Genomic DNA, 25,360 nt, shown 5'->3' with positions numbered 1-25,360 from the left:
TGTAGCGGTCTGTTATATTGGTGGGAACGGATTTCTATTTCGGTATGTTTTTTAAACTTGGATTTTCTTTTGTGTAATATTCGCCAACTACGAGATTGCTATTATTAAGTTCATCAGTGATATATGATGTCGTGTAAATCATTTGATAACTAGATGTATCATATTTACTAACTCTATCAATCAATAACTTTTGAAGATTTTGCGCTCGCTTAATTTCTATTCCCTTATCTTCCATATTATCGGCGAAAACAAATCTAGGGTATCTCATTTTATCCACTGCTAACGATGCTAAAAATATTGCAAAACGACCTGCTACTTTTAAATAGAAATTGGAACTTGCTGAAAATTTCTGATAAACTTTTTGTATGTCCGAATTTTTGCTTTTTAAATAAACTAAGTTGTTTGAAAAATCAATTATAAAATCATTTGCATTTTTAAATTCATCTTGTCGGTCAAGATCATTATTCAACAGATATAATCCTTCCTGCTTTATTGTTTCATTTATTTGTTCTTTCAATCTCGCCTGTTCTTTTTCAGTCTTATCAATGAACCAATACAGATATTTAATTTCTTTTTGTAGTAAATCTCTCTTTTGTATCAACTTTTCATGACGCTCAGCATTTTCCAGCATTGTTCTATACTGGAGAATTTCCCCTTCGATAAACCCTTTTTGGCTATTGAGTTGGTCAACTACTTCTTCATTAAAAGATTTTACATCAACTAATGCAGCATTTACTTGTTTCTGTAAATCATGAAGTTTGCCTAATTCACCAACATATTTTGACTCTAAATCTAATAAATCTCGCCTATTTAGTTCGAGTAGTTTTTGAGATTCATTAATTTGAAAACCAATTTCTAATTCCATTCTCCTAGCTTGAACAACGCCGAATGATTCATCGATTGGTTCTTTACATAATTTGCATGTTGAACTATTGTCATTTGCTTTCATTCGTGTAAGACATTCAGGGCAATAATCTAACGGCAAGTTTCCTAGAAATTCTCTCGTTTGAATAGAATTTTGCAAGGCTTTAATTTTTTTGTTTAAAGCTTCTACAAAATAAGATGAATCCTCAATTTCGTTATTTAGAAAATTAATTTTTTTGTCTAAGTCTAACACATTTTTTCTTTGAGATATTGTCTCGTCTGTGAGTTTCTGAAATGAGAGTTTGGAGGCTTCTCCATAGTTTATTTCTTTTTCTTTATTTCTTATAGAGACTATCTCCTCCTGTAATAGAGAAATTTCTTTTTCTTTATTTTCAATAAATGTCAGGATATGATTAGGACTCAAAGAGAGAGGGTCTGAAAAAAAATGATTGGTGGCTTTAATTTCACTTTTTACACCTTCGATTTCTTTTTCGGCTGACACTAGTCGCTTTTTATTCTCATACAACTCCTCATTGTAGACTCCTAATAACAAATCCGAAACAGTTTCTCTTGTTAGTTGGCTGTCGAAATGCTCGTAGTAAAACAAGGAGCTAGTTGGTGAATCTTGGTCGATGTATAGTAGTCTTAGAATTTGATGAAATGTGATATTATTGTCACCTTTTACGATTGGCAAACCAAGGTTGTCGAATAGTACATTGGAGAAGCTTTTTCTATTGTCTGTAGTATTATAGCCGAATTTTTGCCACCCTTTATCAATAGGAGGGTTAAAACTTTCTGCCATATTACCCCAAAAAAAATAAATCGGTGATTGCGTGCTTATATGATCATTCGTGTTTTTTTCGATTTCGCGTCTAATTGTAAAGGTTGCATTATTCATTTCTACTTCTGCAATAACTTGGGAGCACAATCTGGCTTCTGGTACAAAGTCATTGAATGATCCGCCTAAAACATAAAATATAAAATGAGTAATTGTCGATTTACCGCTACTATTATCACCTCGGATTATATTTACTCCCTTATGAAATTTCTCATCGTAAGCAATTTCGCCATTTTCTGTAACTATTCTTAGTCTATTAATAAATAGATTATTACGCATCATATTTGCTCTCTATTAGATTTGTTCTGTTTTTCAATCCTTCTGTTCCGAATAATGAAACTTGATTGAAATGTGAAGTCATTAGCGTTATAACATTCCTTTCCTTTGGCGACAATTCTTCAAAATTTCCCACAAACTCGGTAAGAATCTTTTTGTTAATGATTGAAATCCTTTGTTGATTTAACAATGACTTATCAATTATTCCATATGAGGCAATACAGTTCAATGCCGCAAGTTGATAAGGCTTGATTTTTTCAAAAACTTTTCGGCTATCTGTTATGCGTTCATACGGATTGTTCGAATCCTTAATAAATTCTTTTCTGATCTTTCTTACAACTGATTCGTTTTGTTTTAATCTTATCTCATGGATTTTGCTTGGAAAAAGTAGATAGAAATCCCAAATCCTTATCCTTTCTATTTCTAAAATAGTTTCATTTTCAAATTTATTAAGAAAATGAAGTAATCTAAAGATTGTATGATAAAGATCAAAGGCATGATTATAAACGATCATAATTTTTCCAATTTAAGTGACATTGTCCGGTCAAGTAATAAACCATACCAAAAATATCATCGGCATCATAGTTTAAAACTTCGTCGTTTTCCCCCTCAATATTTATTAAGTCAAGCACAGGTTGAATCACTTTCAATACAACCTCTTTTAAGATTTCATCTTTAGTAGCGGCACGGTTTACTAATGGCAGTACAAATGCTTCAAAATCCATTTTAATTTTTGCAAATAGTTGACAGTCTATCCATTGAGCTGACTCATAGAATCTATTTAATTCTAGCCTTTTTGCAAACTTGTCTTTTTTTCTCATGGCTTCAATGATTTCATGCACCTTAAAGCCCCCATCCTCTAGCTTGGTTGGAGCATCAATACCATCTCTACTAGTGATATAATATTTTAGCGATTCCATTATCCCCTCATATCTTTCGTCGCATGCGACTTCATTATTTAGCTTTTTCAAGCGTTTGGCAAATCTAGTCCGTTTTGTTAAATAGATAGGAGCTTGATTGGAAGCAATGTTAAATTGATTCTGAATTTCATTTTCGTTATTATCGATTGTTTGATCCATTTACATTTGAATATTACCATTATTGTTTTGGATATTAATCTGCTTTTCAATCTCTCCATTATTGTTTATGTTTTGCTGATAGTAAGCATTCAAATCATTTTGACCTTTCTTTACAGCGATTTCGAGATTTTTTTTAAATAGGTCGTCTTTATTTATTTCTTCTAACAATAATAGAGTTAGCTTTTCCTTTTCGTCAATATTTTTAATATCTAATTCTGATATTTCTTCTTTGGCAAAAGGCTTCTTTATTAAATTCCAAATTTCTTCTCCAATGCTCTCGGCAATACTTTCTCCTGTTTTGATTAAATAGGGTGTTGCTAATGTCAAGGCAGTTGTTATTAAAGTAATAGGTTCCATATTAATAGTTTTGTATCTGGTGAGATTGCAAAGTGATAGTTATTTAGCGCTTGAAAATGATATGAGTTTTGTCTGCCAATATAATAGTTTTCTGCAAATGAATAACGGCTAGTGACTAAAAACACAAAATTTTTCGCGGTAGTTTTATATTGTTACTTGCCATATTCGTCAAAATCTTTACCAGTTTACTTGTTCTAGAAAAAAATAAGCTTTCAAGTACACAAACAAAAAGCCCCCATTTGGAGGCCGTAATAATTTTGTAATTGATATTTACTTCTCTAACAATCGTTCCAAATAACCATTCTTCTCTTTTTCGACTTGTACGAGTCTTTCATATAATTCAATTACTTTCTCTAGCGGATTGAATGTACATGTATAATTTAATGAAGAGGATTGGTCATGATAAGTATTTCCAATAATTTGAAAAACTACATCTTCTGAAAAATTCCTGATAGCTTCTACTGATACACCCAACACCTTTGCAATTTCTATAAGTTTTTCATCATCAACATTTTCACTATTCTCAATATTCGAAATTGTTTGTTGGCTTACGCCAATAGCGGTGGCAAGTGCCTCTTGTTTCATGTCACGCATTTCTCTGATACGGCTTATATTCCTTCCAATGTGTTTTGGTTTTTGTGTTTCCATAATTGAAATTTTTATGTGCTTATAACGGGTTTGAACTTATTAAGGTTGATTTATTGGATAAAAATAGTGAAATTTTCAAATAGGAGGCTTACCAATTCGGGGATTTTTGAATTGGATGTAGTTGAGTAATCGGTTACAATTAAATCAAGGCTATTTACTGATAAAATTTTGCTCCAGGAAAACCTTATACAGATCAAATCCCAAATCCTTTAATTCCCTGTCGTTCGTCTTGATGGCTTCATTGAGCACCCCCTGTATGTACTTCCGGTCTTCATTGCGGTCGAGCAATTGGGCAACGATCTTGTCTCTTTCCTGTTGGAATTTAAGTAATATTTCGTTGCGCATGATTGCGATTTTTTCTGCCTCAAGCGCGAGTTGCTGTTTGTCGCTTTCGATTTTGGAATATTCGACTTGCATTTGGGTGATTTTTTCACACACATTGGCCAGCTTTTGCATTACGGCCACGGCGTTGTCTGTGGTCTCAAGGACCTTCTTTTCGTTCCAGTGATTGTGGTGGGTCATGTGGTTTGTTTTAGGCAATTGATATTTTTATAAGTGAATGTATCCGCTCGCAACTGTATTCGAGTTCCTTTTTGCGTTCCTTTAGCGCTGCAAGTTTCTTGTTCGGTAAATCGAAAAACAGGCAGATTTTCATGATAAGGCGATGAAAGATATTGGAACCGTTGAGTGTCTGTTTCGTCACTTCCGAAAACAACGCATATTCTTGCTTGATGCACGAGCTGAAGTAGGTCAGGTCACCCAATTTCTCTTCTGAACTGACCTGTATCTTTTTGCATTCAGTAATTTTTATCTCGGTTTCCCTGATAATGTTGTTGAGTTGGTTTTCATGGAAATTGATGCTTTCGATTTCTTCATTCGCCTTCCTGTGGCTAAAAAATGCCATGCTCAGAAAAACAAAGGGGAGCGCTATAGGCACTATCGCCCCAATGGCACCCTTACTGGCCAGCCCGATCCCACCAAGTTTGACAGAACCTGCCGCGCCGACTGCCGCCATTTTCGATGTCGTTAATGTTGACATCAATGCAGTCTTTGTCGTAGCAATTGCCGTGGTTTTGGCGGATAGGATGGTGGTGACCAACGATGCTGCTACGGCAATGTCTATCCCAATCATTGCCCCGTGGGTCAGCCCAAGTATGGTATTGTTGGCGATGTCCGTGGCGGTAAAACCGGTTTCCAGTTTGCGGTGTCCTTTTAGATAGCCGGAACCAAAAGAATTAAGTACGGGATAACGATCCTTGAGTGTGCTGTATTCTTCGTCAAGGCTGGTCAAAAGTTCCGCAGCGGTTATTCTTTGTTGTGCCAAACTGGACAGGTTCTCCAGTGCCGTGTTCCGTTCCTGATTAAATGTATCATTCTTGTTTTCGGCGAGGCGATAAGTGGCCTGGTATTGTTCGTAACGTTTCTCAATCCTGCCGGACGCACCAAACGTAATGATGTTGGTGAATACTTTTTTAAAATTCATAAAAAGTGATTTCAGGGTTTGTAATGTTTATTCGGGCTGCCAACAAAATGGCCATGAAGGGATTTGGGGTGCCCCAGCCAGGTTTGCTTACCGCAATATAAAACTTTCTTGGCGGAAAAGCGTGCCAATAGGTTAAAAATCAAGTGCCCATTTGTTTTTTCTTGAAAGAAAATACTTTTCCCTCTCCAATGGTCAGCAATCCCAGATTGACCACAATGCCGAGCCCGGCACCCATAAGGACTATCGAAGGGATATGATGCGGCTGCATGTGGTCGGTTAGGGCAAGATATAGTTTGCTTTGTTCCCCGTTGATAAATTCCCCGGGATTTTTCGCGGCAAAATTCCTGATTTCCTCATGTAATGCGTCATGGATTATCATCGAATCTACCAGCGATGACACGAACAGCGTCAGGAAGATCGAAAACACAATTACCAATACGATTCGAACATTGGCGTCAATCTTTTTCGCCGATCCTATATATCCCAATAAACCGAGTATAACCGAAAAAATCAGGATGATATAGGAGAGTCCTTCCGCAGCCTCCTGTTTATGGTACGAGATCAAGGTGCCTATATCCATATTGTTTACATCTTGTATATTGACAACGGCTAAGATAAAATTCTTTGCCAGAATGGCCAACTAAATAAGAATCAATTGCTTTGTCCCAGAAGCCTATTGCAGTTTCTTTACGTTTTGGTACTTTACATTCACTGGAAGTAGCTTACCACAATGTTTGGTTGGTTACACCGAAAACGAATTGCAACTTTGAGGCCTATAAGCCGAAGTTTAAATTAAAAGCCAAAAATCATGTCAACGCCACTACAACCCATCACCGATGAAAGACAAATCAAATTACTCCAGGAACTCCAACACTTCCCAAACATCTTTTCCCAACTGCAAGTCGAAGGCAAGAACAACGAACGGACAACGGTAAAAGTCCATGTAGCCGGATATTGCGGTCTGGTTTATCTCGTCATGGATATTTTAAAGGCTGCGTTGCTCGCCCTCGAATCAGACCAACTCCCGTCGTCGGTAGAAATCCGCGATCCAAATTCGAACATCGCAAGCCTAATCGACCTCGCTATTCAACTGATGCCGTTGGAGGAGATCGAACTGCTAGACATCCTATACCAACACCATTTGCAAAGAAAAAAGACACTAAAAAACGGTCTTGAAAATAGTTGAATTGAGAAGTACCCTCATCCGTAGATACTTCATAGATACTCCCTAGATAGTCCGAGTTAAAGCCGACCTTAATTATGTAAAATAGAAATTTCGTCCAGTGTATCATGTCTAATCTTGAAGTCGTAGGCGGAGTAAAGATTTTAAACTTCCAAACCCAAAACTTCGTTCCAAAAAACCGCATTCGCAAAATCCTAAACTTGTGTTCAGCAGTGATGTGATAGGTTTGTCCAAACAAAACTTAAAATCAACATCATGAGCACAACAACATCCAAATGGGCGATACTGGCCCTGGCCGTAAGCCTCTTTTTCCCATCCTGTAGCAGCGACGATAAAGACCCGATCTATTATCCCGTCGCGCAATTCGACGGCTCGCATGAAAGCGTCCAAAACTACCTCAATCCCGAACTGCTGGAAACGATGGAGGGCTTGGGGCTCCACGTCAATCTGGGCAACACGCCGCCCAATGTTACAGGTCAGTTTTTGGATTCGCCCAACGTCCTGGAGGCAAGCAATATCGAAAACAGTACGCCAGGGACCATATTTGCCGACACCTATTTTACGATTCGCAATTTCAACCCCTTGACCAATTCAATCGACATTTCCTATACCACGCCGGGCAATACAGAAACGTCCGCCGCTGTAGGTGCGGTCGTGAGCGGGCATGGCAATCAGTTTACAATTTTCGCCAAACACAAAGTCACCCATGAAGCAGGGACCGCCGATTCGGTCATGGTCGTCTCCGGACAACTCACCAGCGAAGGCATTGTCGATTTCCAGTTCGCGACCTTCATGCTCGACAACCATGGCCTGCCGACTTTTATTGCCAACAACAAAGGACGGTTGTTTCACGACGGCGACAATTTGGCCGAAAAACAATAGCCAAGGCCTTCCATCCGGAAGGTTTTTTTAATTCACGTCATACTTCATCTTGCGCAAGATCCGCATCGCCTCCTTGAAACTTGTATAGACTTTCGGGAATGGTTTGAGCAGCGGTTTGGCATCGATGAGTTTGTGCTTGGCCTCGTCAAAACCGTTGAGGTGGCAAATCATAAACGTAGACGGTAAATTGTGCAAATCGCGGTTTTCTCGTTCCGTGAGCGTAAAACCTTTCTGCAATTTGTCGATCAGTGCGAGGTTCGCATTGTAGATGTGGAACAGCATCTTGCGGTTGAACTCGGGCGGTTCGAACAACATCTCGCGGTCGATCTTGTAATAACCGTTGTCGTAAAACCGGATCGTCTGTTTTTCCAAAGGATAATAACTCGTTTTGTCGTTGAGCCCGAGCGGCACATATTCCAGGATCGTAAACGTATCGTCGTCGTATTCGATCGTCACATCATCCTGGGCCGAATAAAACAGCTTGATCTGTTCGTTGATCAGCGCAATATCGACACGCGAAAAGAACGTCTGTTCGCGCACCTTGCGCTTGTTGCCCGCCCAGCAAATCACAAACAATTCCTTGAACACCTTGTATTTGGGCGAAATGTCCTTGTGTTTGACGTTCATAAAATCGATTACACCATCCAAAGTATAGGCGATGCTGTTGCGCGAATTGTTCTCGATCCCAATCACCGTTTCGGTGTTCTGGTAATTCTTCTCGAACGGCCCCTCAAGCGGCATCGAATTGCTGCCACGGCGCACGAAAATCGTATTGGGTACAATATTGTAAATCCCTTTTTTGAAAAACGACACCTTGTTTTTGGGCCGAATCGTCACGAGTCCCACCACCTTGTCCTTGGGCAAATTCGGGAAAGGCACGTTTTCATATTGGATTTTGGGCGGATTCTCTAGAAACGCATTGACCAGGTTCTGGATGCGGCTGTCGTCAAAAAAGTCATCGCCCACAATCTCATTGTCCTGGTCCTCGACGCCCACGACGATGTACGAATTGTTCGTCGGGTTCGAGTTCGACAACGCGCAGATGTGTTTGAGAAACTTCGCCTTGCCCTCGCGCGTATGCAAATTGAGCTGCCGCTTCTTGTCATAAAAACTGCTCTCGTCGTTGTGCGCGAGCAGGTTTTTGATTAAGAGGCGTTTGTTGATCATCGGTTTATTTGTTGGGGCGTTACCTGCGGCCCGGGCTATCCGCTGCAATCTTTTTTGCTTCCGGTCTCTTGCTAAATAAAACGCCAAGTTAGCAAAAAAGGATTTCCGCTGCTATCCCTAACGCACACGAGCGAAGCGAACTGACGAAGTAAACTCTCGCATGTGCTGCGCACGGCACGATTACATTCCAGAAAGCACACGTTCCAACCGGTCGAAATTCTCCTCGTTCTTGGGCTGGGCGAATCGCCTGATTTTATCGCATTCTTCAACCGTTTCGAAAATCATCCGAAACGAAATCTCCGTTTGGGCATCACCCAACTTCTTGAAACCGATTTCCATAGCAAACAACGGCTGTGAAACCCTGGTCCAGGCAATCAATTGCAGCGGCTCGACGATTTTAAAAACAGAGTAATTCTCGTAATTGCCATTCTCCGGTCCATGCATGGTAAGGATCCATTTTCCGCCGGGCCGCAAATCAAATTCATGGATGGTATTGGTAAAACCTTCCGGTCCCCACCAATTTTTTAAATGCAGCGGATCGGCGAAGGCTCCATACACGGATTCCAAAGGATAATTTAAAATGCGTGAGCTAAAAATTTCACGATCGGGATTTGAAGTCATGGGTTCAATGTTAAGCAAGAATATTTGTCATGAAATTGGGCGCGATTTATTTCGCAAAATATTTTAGAAAATCTTCGGTGTTCAAACGATGGTCGAAATATTTGACCTGATCGAATGATGCATTTTTGAATTCACAATCTTTGAATGTGGCTCCGGTCAAATCCGCAGAAGAAAAATTGGCATCAGAGAAATCCACATGCTCGAATTGACAGTTTCTAAAAACACAGGATTTTAAACTGGCGCCAACAAAAGTGCTATGTGTAAAATCGGCCGCATTAAATGTCGAACCATCCAAGACACAGTAATCGAAAGTCATGAATTGCAAATTATCGTGGCAGTCAAAATGGCAATCGGCAAAATCTCGTTCCCCATCATGGTAGCGATCTAACAAATCTCCTATGGTTGTTGGTTTCATATTGTTGCGGGCGACTTCATTAAACTTCTCTTTTCACAATCGTCGCACTGGCCTGCGCCGTCGGCAAAATCATCAAATCGGCGATGTTCACATGGTATGGTCGCGTGACTACAAATACGATCACGTCGGCGATGTCTTCGGGTTTTAAAGGCTCCAATCCTTTGTACACATTGGCCGCGCGCTCGGTATCGCCCTTGAAGCGCACCTGCGAGAACTCGGTTTCCACCATCCCGGGATTGATCGCCCCAACGCGAATCCCGAAAGGGTTTAAATCCATGCGCATGCTCTGGTTGAGCGCATCCACGGCGAATTTAGAAGCACAGTACACATTTCCGTTCGGATACACTTCCTTGCCCGCAATCGACCCGATGTTGATGATGTGGCCGCTTTTGCGCTCGACCATTCCGGGAATGACGGCTTTGGAGACATACAACAATCCCTTGAGGTTGATGTCGATCATCGCCTCCCAATCGTCCACATCGCCACTTTGGATCGGACCGAGCCCGTGCGCATTTCCGGCGTTGTTCACAAGAATATCAATGTCCTTAAAATTTTGTGGCAACGATTCAATCGTGGCAAAAACGGCTGCTTTGTCGCGTACATCAAAAGCCAAAGTATGTACCTGGGTTTGTTGCGACAATTCGTTTTGCAACTCGGCCAAACGGTCCTCACGTCGTCCGCACAGGATCAGTTTAAATTGTTTTTGCGCCAATGCGCGCGCCGTTGCCCTTCCAATGCCGCTGGTCGCCCCGGTGATTAATGCTGTTTTCAAAATATTAAATGTATAATTATACTCCTCCTTTTCTAGGGCCTGGCACCCGCCATTCCCCTAGGCGTACTTCGCGTTTGAAATGAAGCACGGTTTGTTTCGATTCGAGCTCGATCAAGACCTTGTAGGTTCGGGAACCCAAATGGATCGTGTCTATCTTCATCGTGAAATCACCGTTTAATGACTTTTCTTTTGACGATAGCTGCACTGTGTAGTCGCCCTTGATGGCATCGGCGATCTTGTAATGGGCAATGATGTCTTGTCCGCCCGTCGGAATGGCCATCGAATTTCCCCAACCGCTGATCTCAATTTTTGGTCGCATGTCCAAACGCGATCCGATTTCTTCCGGATACAGGGACTTTCCGTCCAAAACAATTTGCTTGATGGTCCATTGGCCTTCCAGGTTAATCGGCTCCGAACGGTAAAAAGCAAAGAAAAGAATGAAACCGACGATAATCCCGATCGAAATCCTTTTGAACCATTTCATCGGTTATGGCACTTTTGTCCCCATGCTTTCGGTCCAGATGGCGAACCAATCGGTTAAATCGAGCTTCAAATCGGTGACGGTCTTCAAATACTGGATGCGCGCCACATTGACCGTTCCGGCCACGGGTACAATTCCCGCCGGATGCTGGAGGATCCACGCCAATAAAATCAAATCGGAACCGACATGGTATTTGGCCACGAGTTCGGCGAGCAATTTCTTGAGTCGGCGCGTCTGGTCGGTGTCCTCGCGGAAAATCGTACCAAGCGGATTCCAGGCCATCGGCTTGATGTCGTGCAATTGCATGTAATCGAGGCTGCCGTCGAGCATCGGTTCGAAATGCGTGGCCGAAAATTGGATCTGGTTGCAATCGACCTTGGTGAATTTCTGGATCAGCGCCGTTTGCGAAGCCGTAAAATTCGACAACCCGAAATCGACAATCTTGCCTTCGGTTTTCAGTTTGGTCACGGCGACAGCGATTTCCTCGGTCTGCATGAGCGGGCTCGGACGGTGCAGCAACAAAATGTCGAGGTAATCGGTTTGCAAATTCTTGAGCGATTGCTCGACCGAATTCACGATGTAGTCTTTCGAATAATCGTAATGCTTGACTTTGTTGTTGCGGCCCTCGGTGTGTTGGATGCCGCATTTAGAGATGAATTGCAGCTTGTCGCGGCTCACCCCGCTTTCGGCAAAACCTTTACCGAACTGGGCCTCGGTGGTGTAGCCGCCGTAAATGTCGGCATGATCGAAAGTAGTGATTTTGTTTTCGGCGCACATGTGGATAAGGTGCGCCATGTCTGAAGTGCTGAGGTTTTTGTCCCAGACGCCCCAGTTCATCGTTCCTGAAATGACAGGTGAAAGTTTGGTTTTCATGTTTGGAAGTGGCTAAAAATGAAACCGATATTTTCGGTTTTTGCTGTGAACTTCATCTGAAATTAATCTTTGTTTTTTAGGCAAATTTGGCCTTCCAGATGCGGTCTTAAAATTATAAAAACAAAATCACAAATCATCCTTAAAACCAAAGGTTTCAAAGATATTTTAACCATTTTTTAACATCTTCTTCCTGAAAAAAAATTCAATTTGCACCATCAAATTTAACCAGCAAACTTAAAGCTTTTAAATACCAATGGAAGAAAATACGGCGACTCTGGATATCAGGGCCATTAACGAAAAAATCGAAAGAGAGAGCGCGTTCATCGAACTGCTCAATATGGAAATGAACAAAGTCATCGTTGGGCAGAAACACATGGTCGAGCGATTGCTGATCGGGCTGCTGGGACAAGGGCACATTTTGCTTGAAGGGGTTCCGGGATTGGCCAAAACATTGGCAATCAACACGCTTTCGCAAGCCGTTCACGGTTCTTTCAGCAGAATTCAATTTACACCAGATTTATTACCGGCAGACGTGGTCGGAACGATGATCTACAACATCAAAGCCAACGAATTCTCAATCAAGAAAGGTCCTATTTTTGCCAACTTCGTCCTTGCCGACGAGATCAACCGTGCCCCGGCCAAAGTACAATCGGCTTTGCTTGAGGCGATGCAGGAAAAGCAGGTGACCATTGGCGACACTACCTTTAAATTGGAGAAACCGTTTCTGGTATTGGCCACGCAAAACCCGATCGAGCAGGAAGGAACCTATCCGTTGCCTGAAGCGCAGGTCGACCGTTTCATGCTCAAGACCGTCATCGATTATCCGAAATTGGATGAGGAAAGACTCGTCATCCGCCAAAACCTCAAAGGCGCATTCGATAAAGTAAACGCGGTGATTTCGGTCGAGCAGATCATCGCTGCCCAGGCCGCCGTCCGTGAAGTCTACATGGATGAGAAAATCGAAAAATACATCCTCGACATCATATTCGCCACGCGTTTCCCTGAAAAATACAAACTCGAACACCTCAAGCCGCTCATCGGATTTGGTGCCTCGCCACGTGGATCGATCAACCTGGCGACCGCCGCCAAATGTTATGCGTTCATCAAGCGCCGCGGTTATGTCATCCCAGAAGACGTTCGCGCCGTCGTGCATGATGTATTGCGCCACAGGATCGGGGTGACCTATGAAGCCGAAGCCGAGAACATCACTTCGGTGGACATCATCAATAAAATCGTCAACGAAGTCGAAGTACCGTAAAATTTTAGATTTGTGATTTTAGATTTCAGGATGGACTTCCAACCCGCTAAAATCTAAAATCTGAAATTTAAAATCTGAAATTCCAAGACATGGATACCAAAGAGCTTCTCAAAAAAGTACGGAAAATCGAAATCAAGACCCGAAGATTGAGCGATCACATCTTTTCGGGCGAATACCATACGTCTTTCAAAGGCCGAGGCATGACATTTTCGGAAGTGCGCCAATACCAATACGGCGACGACATCCGTGCCATCGACTGGAACGTGACCGCGCGCTACAACGAGCCGTACATCAAGGTTTTTGAAGAAGAACGCGAACTCACGATGTTGCTCATGGTCGACGTGTCGGGTTCGGAAAGTTTCGGGACCAAAAACCAATTCAAGAAAGACATCGTGACCGAGATTGCCGCGACGATGGCGTTTTCGGCGACCCAAAATAATGATAAAATCGGGCTCATCTTATTTTCGGATGAAATCGAATTGTACATCCCGCCCAAGAAAGGCCGCTCGCATGTGTTGCGCATCATCCGTGAACTGATCGAGTTTGAACCCAAAAGCCGCAAGACCAATATCGAACAGGCGCTCAAGTTTTTGTCGGGCACGCAAAAGAAAAAGGCGATCGTATTCGTGATTTCCGATTTCATGGCCGAAGGTTACGAGCAAACGCTCAAGATCGCGTCCAAAAAACATGACATCACGGGCATCCGTGTCTACGACATCCGAGAGGAGAAAATGCCCAATCTCGGCATGGTCCCGATGCTCGATGCCGAAACCGGACACACGCAATTGATCAACACCGGTTCGAAATCGGTGCGGATGAACTACGAAAAATACTACCAGGATAAAGTCAAATATTTCAAGGAAACGTTTAGCAAATCGGGCTCGGGCGTAGTGCATACGCGCGTTGACGAAAGCTATGTGACCAAATTGCTCGGTTATTTCAAATCCCGATAACCGCCAACCCAAAATGAAAAACAGAATTTTTCTTTTCGCATTGATGCTGTCCGCAGCCACCGTTTTTGCCCAGCAGAAAAAGGTGGCAACGAGCATTGATACGACCAAAAATAAAATCGGCGCCGAGTTCAAGCTCACGATCAAGACCACCGTTGATACGTTGTCGCGTGTGATTTTCCCGGGCCATAAAAACTTCGGCCCGCTCGAAGTGATCCAGTCCTATCCGGTCGATACGATCAAGAAAAATGACCGTTATGAACTCGTCAAGAAATACGGATTGACCCAATTCGACAGCGGCAAATACACGATTCCGCCGATGCCGGTGCTCATCAACAGCCAGTCGTTCATGACCGACAGTTTCCGCGTGGAAGTAGCCGATGTCAAGGTCGATACGCTCAAACAGAAAATGTACGACATCAAAGCCATTGTCCCAGTAAAAGATGAAATAGGAGATTGGTGGCAATATCTACTAGCGGTAGTTATAATAGTAGCTTCGGGCTATTTTGTCTACAAATACATCAAGAAAAAACAAGCCATCAAGGCAGATGAATTTGCGTACAAAACGCCGATTGAAAAAGCGACTTTGTTGTTGCAAACGCTCGAAAAGAAAGAACTTTGGCAAAAAGGCGAAGTCAAGAACTATTACAGCGAACTCACCGACATTGCCCGTAATTATATTGAGGAAGCAATCCACATCCCGGCGATGGAAAGCACTACTTCGGAGTTGATCGCTGCCTTGAGAAATGCCACGGTCAAAAAGAAAATGTCGCTCACGCCTGAAACGGTCGAAAACCTCGAACGCGTGTTGCGCCAGGCCGATTTGGTCAAATTCGCCAAATCCAAACCGATGGATTTCGAGATCACCGAGGACCGCAACAAAATCGAAAAAGTCATCGTCACACTCGACAAATCGATCCCGCAGGAAATCGAAATCGAAGATAACGTCGAACTGCAAAAGCAATTGCACGAAAAGATGTTGCGCAAACAAAAACGCAACCGCATCCTGATTACGGCTGGTGTTGTTTTGTTATTGATCCTGGCGACTGGCGGCTATTTCGTTGCCACCAAAGGGTTCACCTATGTAAAAGACACGGTTTTGCTCGACGAAAGCAAATCATTGCTTGAAGGCCAATGGGTGTTCAGCGAATACGGCGATCCGGGCGTACGCTTGGAAACACCAAAAGTGCTCGTACGCAAAAAAGCTTCCGACGTCGTGCCCAAAGACGCCATGGCATTCCTCAAGGACATGACAATTTTCTCCGAGGGCAGCCTTACGAGCCATTTCTATGTGGCGGTCTCCACGATGAAATTCAACAAAGACACCGAACTCGATCTCAACAAATCCTACGAAGGGGTATTGCAGACGCTCGAAATGCGTGGTGCCCGCAATATCTTCATGAAACCCGAGGAGTTCAGTACACAGCAAGGCATCAACGGCATCCGCGGCTATGGAACGATGGCATTTCTCGACCCAATCCAACAGAAAAGCATGAAAGTATATTGCGAAATCCTGTTGTTCAAGCAGGACGGCGGTTTACAGGAAGTCATGGTCGCCTATGAAGAAGGCGATCTCTACGGCCAAAAAATGTTGGCACGCATCATCCATTCGGTCGAACTTAAAAAAGCTAACCCATGATGAAAGGCGTCACCTTCATGAACCCCGAGTTTTTCTGGTTGTTTTTATTGCTACCGGTGGCCATGGTATGGCTGCTTTGGAAACGCAAGCAACAATCGGCGACGCTCAAAATGAGTTCGCTCAAAGGATTCCAAGGCCCAGGTTCGATTTTGCCCAAACTCAAGCCGTTTTTGTTCGTGTTCCGTTTGTTGGCCCTGGCCTCGCTGATCGTGGCGATGGCACGTCCGAGAACGGTCGACATCAGCAACGAAACCAAAACGACGAAAGGCATCGACATCGTCATGGCGGTCGACGTGTCGGGCAGTATGCTCGCCAAGGATTTGAAACCGAACCGCATGGAAGCGCTCAAAAAAGTGGCGGCCAAATTTGTCGAGGAACGACCGAATGACCGTATCGGCTTGGTGTTGTATGCTTCCGAAGCCTATACGAAAACGCCAGTCACGAGCGATAAACCGTTGGTGCTCGAAGCGATCAATAGCATTAAATACGACAACGTGTTGCAGGACGGAACCGGAATCGGGATGGGGTTGGCCACGGCCGTCAACCGTCTCAAGGACAGCAAGGCCAAGAGCAAGGTCATCATTTTGCTCACCGATGGGGTCAACAATGCCGGATTCATCGAGCCCGAAACGGCTTCAGATATTGCGCGCCAATACGGAATCAAGGTATACACGATCGGTATCGGAACCAATGGCATGGCCGAATTCCCGTATGCGATCGCACCCAACGGACAATTCCTGTTCCGCATGATGCAGGTGGAAATCGACCAGGAATTGATGAAAAGCATCGCGAGAAAAACCGGCGGGAAATATTTCCGTGCGACCAGCAACAGCAAACTCAGCGAGATCTACGAATCGATCAACAAGCTCGAGACGACCGAGATTGAAGAATTGAAATATTATGATTACGACGAGAAATTCCGCCCACTGGTTTGGCTGGCCGCGGGATTGGTGCTCGTGGAAATAGGATTGCGGCATACCGTGTTCAGAAGTTTTATCTAGGTTATGGATTTATACGAATTAGACGAAAAGAAATATTTGTACCTGTTGCTGGTGATTCCGGTACTGGTGCTGGTTTACCTGTATATCCAGTTCTGGAAAAGGAAAAAACAGCGCGAATTCGGGGACTTGGACTTGGTCAAGAAACTGAGTCCCGAAAAATCGAATTTCAAGCCGGCGCTTAAATTCACAATTATGTTATTGGCTTTGGCTTCGCTGATTCTTGGGTTGGTCAATCCGAAAATCGGAACCAAGACCGAAACCGTCAAGCGCGAAGGCATTGATATCGTATTCGCCGTCGACGTGTCCAAAAGTATGCTCGCCGAAGACGTGGCGCCGAGCCGTCTCGAGAAAAGCAAGCAGATCGTTTCGCAGATTGTCAACAACCTCGGCAGCGACCGTATCGGGATTGTGGCCTATGCGGGCAGCGCGTTCCCGGTCCTGCCGATCACGAGCGATTACGGCGTGGCCAAGATGTTCCTGCAGAGCATGAATACCGATATGGTGTCGTCGCTCGGAACCTCCTTGGATGAAGCCATCAAATTATCGGAAACCTATTTCGACAAAAAAGGCAAGACCAATAAATTGCTGATCATGATCTCGGACGGCGAAGACCATGGCGAAGGCGCCGAAGAAGCGGCCGAGGAAGCCAATAAATTCGGGCTCAAGATCATCACCATCGGTGTAGGAACCGAAAAGGGCGGCCCGATTCCGCTCAAGAAAAATGGCATCGTCGAAAGTTTCAAAAGGGACCAAGAGGGCGAAGTCGTGATCACGAAGCTGAACCAGCAAAGCCTCAAGGACATCGCCAAGGCGACCAAAGGCGGCTATGTGTACGGCAGCAGCACCAAGGAAGTGGTCGAATACGTCAAAAAAGCGCTCGACAATATCGAAAAAACCGAATTCGAATCGACACAGATGGCCGATTACCAATCGCAGTTCCAATGGTTCCTCGGATTTGGATTTGTGCTGCTTTTTATCGATATTTTCCTGCTTGAAAGGAAAACCAAATGGATCAGTAAGTTGAACCTTTTTAACGAAAAAGAATCATGAAGCGACTTTTGACATATGGCTTTTTGTGGATTGCTTTCGTTACTTTCGCACAGGAAAAAGACAAGGCGCTGCCACAAGGCAATGAGGCTTTCGCCGAAAAGAAATACACCGAAGCCGAAGCCGATTACCGTGTCTCGCAATCGAAACAGCCCAAGTATGCGGTTCCGGCGTACAATCTTGGCAATTCGATGTACAAGCAGGACAAAGCCGCGGAGGCCAAATATCCGTATTTGAAAGCGATCGAGAACGCCCAAACGCGTCCGCAGAAACACAAGGCATTCCACAATTTGGGGAATGTGTACATGAAGGAAAAAAATTACCAGGCCGCCGTGGAAGCCTACAAGAATGCGTTGCGCAACAATCCCGATGACGAGGAAACGCGATACAATTTTGCACTCGCCAAGAAAATGCTCAAGGACAATCCGCCGCCCAAAGAAAAAGACAAAAAACAAGACAAGAAAGAAGATAAAAAGGACGACAAGGACAAGAAGGACGACAAAAAAGACCAGGATAAAAAGGACGGCGACCAAGACAAGGACAAAAAAGACGACAAGAAGGACGGCGACAAGGACAAGAATGACGAAGGCAAACCCAAGGACGACAAAACCCAAGGGCAGCCGAAACCGCAACCCGGCGACATTCCAAAGGAGCGTCTCGAAAACCTGCTCGATGCCGTAAACAACGAAGAAAAGAAAGTACAGGATAAAGTCAATGCCAAAAAAGTGAAAGGACGTCCAGTCAAGGCCCAAAAAGACTGGTAACGCCAACGACAAATGAAATGAAGAAGTATTTATTGCTCATATTATTCGGTTTCCAAGGCTTGCTGGCCCAAGTGCAGTTCGAGGCCAAAGTCAGCAAGGCTACGCTCGGGCTCAACGAAAGGCTGCGCATTGATTTTGTGATGAACGGCGACGGCGACAATTTTACGCCGCCATCGTTTGAAGGGTTCCGCGTGGTGGGTGGTCCGAGCCAGCAAATCAGCCAATCTTGGATCAACGGGCGCAGTTCGTTCAACAAATCCTATTCTTATTTTCTGTTGCCGCAGCAAAAGGGAACGATCGTCATCAAGCAGGCTTCGGTCGAAATCAACGGCCAGGTCTACAAGACCAATCCGGTCAAGATTACCGTGACCAATGCGGTCGAATTGCCAAAGAATCCATACAATACGCCACAAATTTCCGCCGGCGAGGCATTGCATCTCGTAGCCGAAGTTTCCAAGGCGAATCCTTACCTGAACGAACCGATTACCGTGGTTTACAAATTGTATTTCAATTACAACGTGGGCATCACGGGTGCGCGCGAACTCAACAAGCCCAAGTACAACGATTTCTGGAGCCAGAACATCGAAATCAAGCAACTCAAGGCCGAGGAAAGTACCTATAACGGCGAACGTTGCGGCATGGTCGTGCTCAAAAAAGCGGTGTTGTATCCGCAAAAGGCGGGCAAACTCGAAATCGAGCCGCTCACCATGGATGTCGATGTACAATTGCCGACGAACCGGCGCGATTTCTTCGGACGCGTACAAATCGTGGAGGACAACAAACGGGTTTCCGCGGGCGCCAAAGTCATCAATGTCAAACCGCTGCCCGAAAGAGGCAAACCAGTTGATTTCACGGGAGCCGTTGGCCGATTCAATTTCAAGGTCACGCCATCAAGAACCACAGTCAAAAATGGCGAATCGCTCGATTTGAAAGTGGCCGTTTCCGGAACCGGAAATCTCAAGCTTTTTGACATCCCGAAACCGGTTGTCCCTAACTCGCTCGAGATGTACGATCCGGTGCACAAGGAAAATGTCAGTACACCATTGTCGGGCATGAATGGCGAGATTTCGGACAGTTATACTATTATTACACAGTTTAAAGGAAAATATCCGATCAAGCCGATGTCGTTTACCTATTTCGATTTGGGCAGCGGAACGTACAAAACCATTACCTCTCCCGAGATCATGATCAATGTGCTCGACGGACCGGGTGGCGCGCAGGCGGCTGCACCAACCGAAGAAACCGGCGTTTCCAAGGTAAAGGTTTCGAGCAACGAACAGTTCAGCTTCATTGCGTTGAAAACCAAACTGGTCCCGACCAAACGAAAGGATTTTCTCGGATCGGGGTTGTTTTACAGTTTGTTGTTCCTGCCGTTGCTGATTATTCCAATCATTGTGATGGCGCGCAAGAAAAAAGAAGCACTCGATGGCGATGTGGCCGGAAACCGGATCCGCCAATCGAACAAATTGGCGCGCAAATATTTATCGGAGGCCAAAAAGCAACTCGGCAACAAGGAATTGTTTTACATCGCGCTCGAGAAATCGTTGCACAATTTCCTCAAGGCCAAGCTGCACATCGAAACTTCCGAGATGAGCAAAGACCGCATCCGCGAGATTTTGCTGTCGAAAAACGCTCGTCCGGAAACCGTTGACGATTTTATTCGATTGGTTGAAAATTGCGAATTCGCAAGGTATGCTCCGTCTTCGGCCGTGGCCATCCAACAGGATTTCGACAAGGCGGTCGTTCTTATTTCCGAATTAGAAAAACAAATCAGCTAACGATGAAAAAAATCACCTTTATATTGCTTTTCATCACCCAGATTTTCTGGGCACAGAACGGTTTTGAAACGGGAAATAAACTGTACGAGAAGGAAAAATACGCCGAGGCCGTGATCAATTACGAAGCGGTTTTGCGCAGTGGCAACCAATCGGCTGAATTGTATTTCAATCTCGGGAACGCCTATTACAAACAGAACAAGGTGGCGCCGGCCATTTACAATTACGAAAAGGCGCTCGTGCTCAAGCCGGGCGACAAGGAAATCCTGGGCAACCTGCATTTCGCCCAGAAAATGACCATCGACGAGATCAAGGAAGTCCCAAAAGTAGGTTTTGAAAAACTGCTGCGCGATTTCACCGGGGCTTACCATTACGATTGCTGGGCTTGGATGGCCGTTTCCTTGTCGTTTGCGTTCCTGTTGTTTTTCGTGGGTTATTATTTCTCACAGACCACGCTGCTCAAACGCATTTTCTTCATCGGGATGTTTGTATTGGTATTCGCCATTTTGCTCAGCATCCTATCGGCTTTGTTCGAAAAATCGCATTACGAAAACGAACGTCCGGCCATCGTTTTTGCCGAAGTTGCCGAAGTCAAAAGCGAACCGCGCAGCAATGCCTCGAATGCTTTTGTGCTGCACGAAGGCACCAAGGTCATGGTACTCGAAAAAACGGCTGGCTGGAGCAAGGTCGAATTGCTCGACGATTCAACAGGATGGATTGAGAACAATGCGATTCGGGAAGTGAAATAAATGGTTACTTTTCCATCCGCTTGATTCCAAATATGTTATTTTTGCCCAAAAGCAAAAAAATGAGATTACAATTACGGACGGCATTTTTATTACTGATTGTGACAATTTTGGGCGCTTGCTCCAACGATAATGATTCGGATGCAAAGACTACAGTTCCGATAATTACGAATCCGCCCACGGATATGCCCACTGTCGTAAAAAGAATTACGACTGTTTTTTTTAACAGCGATGGATCAACCACCAACTATCTTGTAAGATTCCATTATGAGAATAACCGCTTGAAAGATTTTGAAAGTGCCAATTACCGTTGTGAATTTGCCTATCAAGGGGAAAAAATAACAAGTATGACCTATTTCGTGAACAATGTACAGGAAAATGTCTATACGTTGGCATACGAAGGCGATTTGCTAATATCGAAGACCTCGCAGGTCGACAGTTACAATGCGCGTGAAGAATTCGAATATGAAAACGGATACTTAAAGTTCAGAAAGAAGTTCTATTTTGACGAGGGGAACTATATACCATATATCACTACGCAATATACATTCGAAGGCGGAAATATATCAGAAGCATTAGAAAGCTTTACCTATGCCAACAAATCACCATACAGTCTGCATCAAGCGTATACGCATGACCAAAAGAATAACCCGTTCAAGAATATGAACAAATATTTCAACCTGATCTATTTTGACCAGGCAATTGACGGGCTGAACACCAATAACCTGATTGGGAACGAATACTACACTGTGGGAGAACTGGGAGCACCAATTAACATTGTCTGCGAAATCAATTACAATAGCGAAGATTTTCCAACCATGATCAAAAGGAGGTACGCCCATAGCGAAACCCCAATTACAATTACTACCATAGAATACCAATAATGTCAAGAGATATACAACTCAAGGAACGCTGGGAAACGCTCGTCGATAGGCTTTCCAACCAATTTTCACAAGGCGAGGACCTCGACCTCGATGCGATCATTTACCTGATCGGCGTACAGGAACTCGGTCAAATCCATAAAAAATACAAGAAAGACGAAAAGCTCAACCTCATGCACATTGCGATCTGCCGATTGCTCGAGCCCTACGGCTATTACGAATTCGACTATGTCGACAAGGAAGGCTGGCCGCATTACAATGTCAAGGAACAATTGCCCGCGCTCAAGGCAGGCGAACAATCGGTTTTGATGAAAGAGGCGATTGTCAATTATTTCCTCGAGAAGCAATACATCGACTAGAATCCGAAGCAAATGTGTCGCAATAATTCGCGCAAATTCGTGTAATTCGTGGCAAAAAAAACTAAATTTGCGCTCTTAATTTACCACAAATGATCGATCAGATTAAAGCATACATCGCCGAAGCCAAAGCGTTCGAGACATCCAACAAGGAAACGCTCGAAACATTCCGCATCAAATTCCTCGGAAGCAAAGGACTTTTGAAGGATTTGTTCGCCGAGTTCAAGAATGTACCGAACGACCAGAAAAAGGAATTCGGCCAAATCATCAACGAACTCAAGCAAACCGCCGAGGACAAAGTAAAGACCATTTCCGAAATGCTCGAAAGCAAAGAGGAAATCAAAGGGATTTATGGCGATTTGACGCGTCCGGCCGAGCCGTTCACGATCGGTTCGCGTCACCCGATCTCGATCGTCAAGAACCAGATCATCGACATTTTCGCCAACATCGGCTTCAACGTTTCCGAAGGACCCGAAATCGAGGACGACTGGCACAATTTTACCGCATTGAACCTGCCCGAATACCATCCGGCGCGCGACATGCAGGATACGTTTTTCATCCAGACCAATCCCGATGTACTTCTGCGCACGCACACATCGTCGGTACAGGTACGCTACATGGAAAACCACAAACCGCCGATCCGTACGATCTCGCCGGGACGCGTGTTCCGCAACGAGGCCGTTTCTTCGCGTTCGCACTGTATTTTCCATCAGGTCGAGGGTTTGTACATCGACAAGGAGGTTTCGTTTGCCGATTTGAAACAGACTTTGCTGTATTTCACCAAGGAAATGTTCGGCAAATCGAAAATCCGTTTGCGTCCGTCCTATTTCCCGTTCACCGAACCGAGTGCCGAAGTCGATATTTACTGGGGCCTCAAAACCGAAACCGATTACCGCATCACCAAAGGAACCGGCTGGTTAGAGATCATGGGTTGCGGTATGGTCGACCCGAACGTACTCAAGAACTGTGGCATCAACCCCGATGAATACAACGGATTCGCTTTCGGGATGGGCATCGAAAGGATAGCGATGTTGCTGTACCAAATCGGTGACATCCGCATGTTTTATGAAAACGATGTGCGTTTCTTGGAGCAATTTAAGGCGAGCATTTAGCGTTTTATTAGGAGCTTTTTCCGGCTTTCCGCTGTATCTTTTGCTTCGTAAACTCCGCAAAAGGATGCCGCTGCAATCCGGGCTAAGGCATTCCGTTATAAATCACGATTCAAAATGAGAAAAGATATTTCAATTCCCGAAGTCAAAAACGTTTTCATGGCCGCGGTCAAGGAATGGAACGACGATTTTGGCATCGACGTGTGGAACGTTTACCTCGTCAATGATTCCGACGAGGATTTGCACGACATTATGGTGGTTTCAAAGGCATTCGGAACGCTCAATGGTGAGATGCGCAAGACATCGCTGATGCGCCACGCTTTGGTTGAGATGCCTTCGGTGTCTGCTGTCAAAATCGAGATGATCGAAGACAGCGTTTTGGCACTCAACAACGAATTCATGCTCACGTTTTTTATCGGCAATACTTTATACGACCGCAAATACTTTTTTACAGCCAATTCCATCCATGACGGCAATACCGAAGAAGTCCCGCATTTGTGGAAACCGGGCGTGATTACAGGAAGGGATTGAGAAAATAAAAAAGGGATAAGTCAAAATGATTTATCCCTTTTCTTTTTTATACATCGTTTTAATCGAGTTTCTCGGTCAGTTTCTTGAATACTTTCTTCGCTTCTTTTCCTTCATATAAAATGGCGTGTACCGCATCGATGATCGGCGTCTTGGCCCCGTATTTCTGGTTGAGTTCCCAGGCGCTTTTGGCGGCATAATAGCCTTCGGCCACCATACTCATCTCGAGCATGGCCGATTTGACCGTATAGCCTTTCCCAATCATGTTCCCGAACATGCGGTTGCGTGAAAACACCGAATAACCGGTCACCAATAAATCGCCCAGATAAGCCGAATTGTTGATGTTGCGTTTCATCTTGTGCACCTTACGGATGAACTTTTTCATCTCTCGTATGCCGTTGCTCATCAAAACCGACTGGAAGTTGTCGCCATAGCCCAAACCGTGAGCGATTCCGGCGGCGATGGCATAAATGTTCTTGAGCATCGCGGCGTATTCGGTCCCGATGATGTCATCCGAAATCTTGGCCTTGATGAAATTGCCCGAGAGGTGTTGGGCCATGACCTTTGCTTTTTCCTGGTCGCCGCACGCAATGGTGAGGTAAGACAAACGTTCGAGCGCGACTTCCTCGGCGTGGCAAGGTCCGGTAATGACCCCGATGTTGTCATAATCGATGTCGTACGTATCGTGGAAATGTTCGCCCACAATGAGGCTCGTCTCGGGAACGATTCCTTTGATGGCCGAAAAAATAACCTTGTCCTTGAGGCTCACGGTCATTTTCTCGAGTTCCTTGCTCAGGAAGGCCGAAGGGATCGCGAAAATCACATAATCGGCATAGGCCACTGCTTCGTTGATGTCGCTCGTGAGTTTTAATTTCTGGATATTGAACTCAACCGAACTCAAGTAGTTCGGGTTGTGATGGTACGTTTTGAGGTGCTGGATCGCATCGTCGTTGCGCATGTACCACGCAATTTCGGGAAGGTTGACGCACAACATTTTGGCAATAGCCGTGGCCCAGCTTCCGCCGCCGATGACCGCAAATTTTGGATGTTCTTTCATGGGTTGGTGTTTAGCCCCGATAGCAGCGGTTATCCTTTTGCGGCTGCAGCGCAGCGGAAGCCGTAAAAGATAATAGCGTATAGCGGGAAAAGCTCCTAAAAAATCAACCCAAAAATACTCAAAATAGGCAAAGGAAAAAACGAAAAGACCGATTAATCCACGACCGTTAAAAGTAACTTTAACGCAATATTATGATTTGGCGGGCAATGACGCGGACATTCGTGCGTTATCCTACATATAATCGGGAGACCGGTTATGTTAGTTAAGTTTTGTTTTGGGGTTATTTGATAAAGGCGTTCAGAGTTTGCTC

The 25,360-nt window shown here is 44.4% G+C and carries 29 protein-coding genes; 14 read left to right on the top strand and 15 right to left on the bottom strand.

The annotated features are described in order from the left end of the window. Positions 1-34: 34 nt before the first annotated feature. The 8 genes from QM717_RS06975 to QM717_RS06940 all read right to left on the bottom strand — a co-directional run bounded on the left by QM717_RS06975 (position 35) and on the right by QM717_RS06940 (position 6,125). A complete protein-coding gene (locus QM717_RS06975) occupies positions 35-1,984 on the bottom strand; it encodes a hypothetical protein (RefSeq protein ID WP_415036234.1) in 1,950 nt (649 codons plus the stop codon). Beyond that, positions 1,974-2,492, bottom strand: a complete 519-nt coding sequence (locus tag QM717_RS06970; RefSeq protein ID WP_415036232.1) for an ABC-three component system middle component 5 — start codon at positions 2,490-2,492, stop codon at positions 1,974-1,976. Before QM717_RS06970 ends, QM717_RS06975 begins: the two co-directional genes overlap by 11 nt. Beyond that, entirely contained in the window at positions 2,479-3,057 is a 579-nt protein-coding gene (locus QM717_RS06965; protein WP_415036230.1) for an ABC-three component system protein, read from the bottom strand. The genes QM717_RS06970 and QM717_RS06965 overlap by 14 nt, the downstream gene beginning before the upstream one ends. After that, complete coding sequence (locus QM717_RS06960; RefSeq protein WP_415036228.1) at positions 3,058-3,414, bottom strand: hypothetical protein; 357 nt, start codon at positions 3,412-3,414, stop codon at positions 3,058-3,060. A 270-nt stretch (positions 3,415-3,684) separates the two neighbouring features. Next, positions 3,685-4,062: a helix-turn-helix domain-containing protein gene (locus QM717_RS06955; protein ID WP_415036226.1), complete on the bottom strand. Its 378-nt coding sequence runs from the start codon at positions 4,060-4,062 to the stop codon at positions 3,685-3,687. Positions 4,063-4,212: 150 nt separating this feature from the next. Beyond that, positions 4,213-4,584, bottom strand: a complete 372-nt coding sequence (locus QM717_RS06950) for a hypothetical protein (RefSeq protein ID WP_415036224.1) — start codon at positions 4,582-4,584, stop codon at positions 4,213-4,215. Positions 4,585-4,594: 10 nt separating this feature from the next. Next, the gene (locus QM717_RS06945) at positions 4,595-5,545 is read right to left on the bottom strand and encodes a hypothetical protein (protein ID WP_415036222.1); all 951 of its coding nucleotides are present in this window, start codon (positions 5,543-5,545) and stop codon (positions 4,595-4,597) included. 139 nt (positions 5,546-5,684) lie between these two features. Further along, positions 5,685-6,125, bottom strand: a complete 441-nt coding sequence (locus QM717_RS06940) for a hypothetical protein (protein ID WP_415036220.1) — start codon at positions 6,123-6,125, stop codon at positions 5,685-5,687. Between the two features lie 228 nt (positions 6,126-6,353). On the opposite strand from QM717_RS06940, the gene QM717_RS06935 reads away from it, so the two are divergent. Both QM717_RS06935 and QM717_RS06930 read left to right on the top strand, forming a co-directional pair. Then, positions 6,354-6,731, top strand: coding sequence for a hypothetical protein (locus tag QM717_RS06935; RefSeq protein WP_415036219.1), 378 nt, complete (start codon positions 6,354-6,356; stop codon positions 6,729-6,731). A gap of 252 nt (positions 6,732-6,983) precedes the next feature. Beyond that, entirely contained in the window at positions 6,984-7,610 is a 627-nt protein-coding gene (locus QM717_RS06930) for a hypothetical protein (protein ID WP_415036218.1), read from the top strand. Between the two features lie 27 nt (positions 7,611-7,637). Here QM717_RS06930 and QM717_RS06925 read toward each other — a convergent pair whose 3' ends face one another. From QM717_RS06925 to QM717_RS06900, 6 genes are all read right to left on the bottom strand, one after another. Next, a complete protein-coding gene (locus QM717_RS06925) occupies positions 7,638-8,777 on the bottom strand; it encodes an ATP-binding protein (RefSeq protein WP_415036216.1) in 1,140 nt (379 codons plus the stop codon). A 180-nt stretch (positions 8,778-8,957) separates the two neighbouring features. Further along, positions 8,958-9,398: an SRPBCC domain-containing protein gene (locus QM717_RS06920; protein ID WP_415036214.1), complete on the bottom strand. Its 441-nt coding sequence runs from the start codon at positions 9,396-9,398 to the stop codon at positions 8,958-8,960. A gap of 46 nt (positions 9,399-9,444) precedes the next feature. Next, positions 9,445-9,813: a pentapeptide repeat-containing protein gene (locus QM717_RS06915; RefSeq protein WP_415036212.1), complete on the bottom strand. Its 369-nt coding sequence runs from the start codon at positions 9,811-9,813 to the stop codon at positions 9,445-9,447. Positions 9,814-9,832: 19 nt separating this feature from the next. Next, a complete protein-coding gene (locus tag QM717_RS06910; RefSeq protein ID WP_415040086.1) occupies positions 9,833-10,588 on the bottom strand; it encodes an SDR family NAD(P)-dependent oxidoreductase in 756 nt (251 codons plus the stop codon). A 13-nt stretch (positions 10,589-10,601) separates the two neighbouring features. Then, positions 10,602-11,069: a hypothetical protein gene (locus QM717_RS06905; protein WP_415036210.1), complete on the bottom strand. Its 468-nt coding sequence runs from the start codon at positions 11,067-11,069 to the stop codon at positions 10,602-10,604. Between the two features lie 3 nt (positions 11,070-11,072). Next, positions 11,073-11,939 (bottom strand): aldo/keto reductase, encoded by an 867-nt coding sequence (locus QM717_RS06900; RefSeq protein ID WP_415036208.1) that lies wholly within the window; start codon positions 11,937-11,939, stop codon positions 11,073-11,075. 253 nt (positions 11,940-12,192) lie between these two features. Here QM717_RS06900 and QM717_RS06895 point away from each other — a divergent pair, with 253 nt between their 5' ends. The 12 genes from QM717_RS06895 (at position 12,193) to QM717_RS06840 (ending at position 23,996) form a co-directional block, all read left to right on the top strand. Next, a complete protein-coding gene (locus tag QM717_RS06895; protein ID WP_415036206.1) occupies positions 12,193-13,197 on the top strand; it encodes an AAA family ATPase in 1,005 nt (334 codons plus the stop codon). A gap of 89 nt (positions 13,198-13,286) precedes the next feature. Further along, on the top strand, positions 13,287-14,150 hold the full coding sequence (locus QM717_RS06890; protein ID WP_415036204.1) for a DUF58 domain-containing protein: 864 nt from the start codon (positions 13,287-13,289) through the stop codon (positions 14,148-14,150). Positions 14,151-14,163: 13 nt separating this feature from the next. After that, positions 14,164-15,786, top strand: a complete 1,623-nt coding sequence (locus tag QM717_RS06885) for a hypothetical protein (RefSeq protein WP_415036202.1) — start codon at positions 14,164-14,166, stop codon at positions 15,784-15,786. Continuing rightward, positions 15,786-16,787: a vWA domain-containing protein gene (locus tag QM717_RS06880; protein ID WP_415040084.1), complete on the top strand. Its 1,002-nt coding sequence runs from the start codon at positions 15,786-15,788 to the stop codon at positions 16,785-16,787. The genes QM717_RS06885 and QM717_RS06880 overlap by 1 nt, the downstream gene beginning before the upstream one ends. A 3-nt stretch (positions 16,788-16,790) precedes the next feature. Beyond that, complete coding sequence (locus QM717_RS06875; protein ID WP_415036200.1) at positions 16,791-17,837, top strand: VWA domain-containing protein; 1,047 nt, start codon at positions 16,791-16,793, stop codon at positions 17,835-17,837. Next, on the top strand, positions 17,834-18,598 hold the full coding sequence (locus tag QM717_RS06870; RefSeq protein WP_415036198.1) for a tetratricopeptide repeat protein: 765 nt from the start codon (positions 17,834-17,836) through the stop codon (positions 18,596-18,598). The genes QM717_RS06875 and QM717_RS06870 overlap by 4 nt, the downstream gene beginning before the upstream one ends. A 17-nt stretch (positions 18,599-18,615) precedes the next feature. Next, complete coding sequence (locus tag QM717_RS06865) at positions 18,616-20,376, top strand: BatD family protein (protein WP_415036196.1); 1,761 nt, start codon at positions 18,616-18,618, stop codon at positions 20,374-20,376. A 2-nt stretch (positions 20,377-20,378) separates the two neighbouring features. After that, positions 20,379-21,122, top strand: coding sequence for a tetratricopeptide repeat protein (locus QM717_RS06860; RefSeq protein ID WP_415036194.1), 744 nt, complete (start codon positions 20,379-20,381; stop codon positions 21,120-21,122). A gap of 344 nt (positions 21,123-21,466) precedes the next feature. After that, positions 21,467-22,003, top strand: coding sequence for a hypothetical protein (locus QM717_RS06855; protein ID WP_415036192.1), 537 nt, complete (start codon positions 21,467-21,469; stop codon positions 22,001-22,003). Then, a complete protein-coding gene (locus tag QM717_RS06850; RefSeq protein WP_415036190.1) occupies positions 22,003-22,359 on the top strand; it encodes a hypothetical protein in 357 nt (118 codons plus the stop codon). The genes QM717_RS06855 and QM717_RS06850 overlap by 1 nt, the downstream gene beginning before the upstream one ends. Positions 22,360-22,448: 89 nt before the next feature. Beyond that, positions 22,449-23,468, top strand: a complete 1,020-nt coding sequence (gene pheS, locus QM717_RS06845) for a phenylalanine--tRNA ligase subunit alpha (RefSeq protein WP_415036188.1) — start codon at positions 22,449-22,451, stop codon at positions 23,466-23,468. A gap of 114 nt (positions 23,469-23,582) precedes the next feature. After that, complete coding sequence (locus tag QM717_RS06840; RefSeq protein ID WP_415036186.1) at positions 23,583-23,996, top strand: hypothetical protein; 414 nt, start codon at positions 23,583-23,585, stop codon at positions 23,994-23,996. A gap of 58 nt (positions 23,997-24,054) precedes the next feature. Here QM717_RS06840 and QM717_RS06835 read toward each other — a convergent pair whose 3' ends face one another. After that, complete coding sequence (locus QM717_RS06835) at positions 24,055-25,050, bottom strand: NAD(P)H-dependent glycerol-3-phosphate dehydrogenase (protein WP_415036184.1); 996 nt, start codon at positions 25,048-25,050, stop codon at positions 24,055-24,057. Positions 25,051-25,360 lie beyond the last annotated feature (310 nt).

The sequence above is a fragment of the Flavobacterium sp. genome (assembly GCF_047602195.1).
Lineage (GTDB): Bacteria > Bacteroidota > Bacteroidia > Flavobacteriales > Flavobacteriaceae > Flavobacterium.
This window is presented reverse-complemented; position numbering and strand designations above follow the sequence as displayed.

Excerpts from the sequence above, each read along its gene's own strand:
- QM717_RS06880 (WP_415040084.1), top strand. The coding sequence starts at position 15,786 with ATGAAAGGCGTCACCTTCATGAACCCCGAGTTTTTCTGGTTGTTTTTA.
- QM717_RS06865 (WP_415036196.1), top strand. The coding sequence starts at position 18,616 with ATGAAGAAGTATTTATTGCTCATATTATTCGGTTTCCAAGGCTTGCTG.
- QM717_RS06930 (WP_415036218.1), top strand. The coding sequence starts at position 6,984 with ATGAGCACAACAACATCCAAATGGGCGATACTGGCCCTGGCCGTAAGC.
- pheS (WP_415036188.1), top strand. The coding sequence starts at position 22,449 with ATGATCGATCAGATTAAAGCATACATCGCCGAAGCCAAAGCGTTCGAG.
- QM717_RS06850 (WP_415036190.1), top strand. The coding sequence starts at position 22,003 with ATGTCAAGAGATATACAACTCAAGGAACGCTGGGAAACGCTCGTCGAT.
- QM717_RS06965 (WP_415036230.1), bottom strand. The coding sequence starts at position 3,057 with ATGGATCAAACAATCGATAATAACGAAAATGAAATTCAGAATCAATTT.
- QM717_RS06925 (WP_415036216.1), bottom strand. The coding sequence starts at position 8,777 with ATGATCAACAAACGCCTCTTAATCAAAAACCTGCTCGCGCACAACGAC.
- QM717_RS06895 (WP_415036206.1), top strand. The coding sequence starts at position 12,193 with ATGGAAGAAAATACGGCGACTCTGGATATCAGGGCCATTAACGAAAAA.
- QM717_RS06840 (WP_415036186.1), top strand. The coding sequence starts at position 23,583 with ATGAGAAAAGATATTTCAATTCCCGAAGTCAAAAACGTTTTCATGGCC.
- QM717_RS06905 (WP_415036210.1), bottom strand. The coding sequence starts at position 11,069 with ATGAAATGGTTCAAAAGGATTTCGATCGGGATTATCGTCGGTTTCATT.
- QM717_RS06945 (WP_415036222.1), bottom strand. The coding sequence starts at position 5,545 with ATGAATTTTAAAAAAGTATTCACCAACATCATTACGTTTGGTGCGTCC.
- QM717_RS06955 (WP_415036226.1), bottom strand. The coding sequence starts at position 4,062 with ATGGAAACACAAAAACCAAAACACATTGGAAGGAATATAAGCCGTATC.
- QM717_RS06970 (WP_415036232.1), bottom strand. The coding sequence starts at position 2,492 with ATGATCGTTTATAATCATGCCTTTGATCTTTATCATACAATCTTTAGA.
- QM717_RS06835 (WP_415036184.1), bottom strand. The coding sequence starts at position 25,050 with ATGAAAGAACATCCAAAATTTGCGGTCATCGGCGGCGGAAGCTGGGCC.
- QM717_RS06860 (WP_415036194.1), top strand. The coding sequence starts at position 20,379 with ATGAAAAAAATCACCTTTATATTGCTTTTCATCACCCAGATTTTCTGG.
- QM717_RS06855 (WP_415036192.1), top strand. The coding sequence starts at position 21,467 with ATGACCTATTTCGTGAACAATGTACAGGAAAATGTCTATACGTTGGCA.
- QM717_RS06935 (WP_415036219.1), top strand. The coding sequence starts at position 6,354 with ATGTCAACGCCACTACAACCCATCACCGATGAAAGACAAATCAAATTA.
- QM717_RS06875 (WP_415036200.1), top strand. The coding sequence starts at position 16,791 with ATGGATTTATACGAATTAGACGAAAAGAAATATTTGTACCTGTTGCTG.
- QM717_RS06915 (WP_415036212.1), bottom strand. The coding sequence starts at position 9,813 with ATGAAACCAACAACCATAGGAGATTTGTTAGATCGCTACCATGATGGG.
- QM717_RS06900 (WP_415036208.1), bottom strand. The coding sequence starts at position 11,939 with ATGAAAACCAAACTTTCACCTGTCATTTCAGGAACGATGAACTGGGGC.
- QM717_RS06920 (WP_415036214.1), bottom strand. The coding sequence starts at position 9,398 with ATGACTTCAAATCCCGATCGTGAAATTTTTAGCTCACGCATTTTAAAT.
- QM717_RS06950 (WP_415036224.1), bottom strand. The coding sequence starts at position 4,584 with ATGACCCACCACAATCACTGGAACGAAAAGAAGGTCCTTGAGACCACA.
- QM717_RS06870 (WP_415036198.1), top strand. The coding sequence starts at position 17,834 with ATGAAGCGACTTTTGACATATGGCTTTTTGTGGATTGCTTTCGTTACT.
- QM717_RS06960 (WP_415036228.1), bottom strand. The coding sequence starts at position 3,414 with ATGGAACCTATTACTTTAATAACAACTGCCTTGACATTAGCAACACCC.
- QM717_RS06975 (WP_415036234.1), bottom strand. The coding sequence starts at position 1,984 with ATGATGCGTAATAATCTATTTATTAATAGACTAAGAATAGTTACAGAA.
- QM717_RS06940 (WP_415036220.1), bottom strand. The coding sequence starts at position 6,125 with ATGGATATAGGCACCTTGATCTCGTACCATAAACAGGAGGCTGCGGAA.
- QM717_RS06885 (WP_415036202.1), top strand. The coding sequence starts at position 14,164 with ATGAAAAACAGAATTTTTCTTTTCGCATTGATGCTGTCCGCAGCCACC.
- QM717_RS06890 (WP_415036204.1), top strand. The coding sequence starts at position 13,287 with ATGGATACCAAAGAGCTTCTCAAAAAAGTACGGAAAATCGAAATCAAG.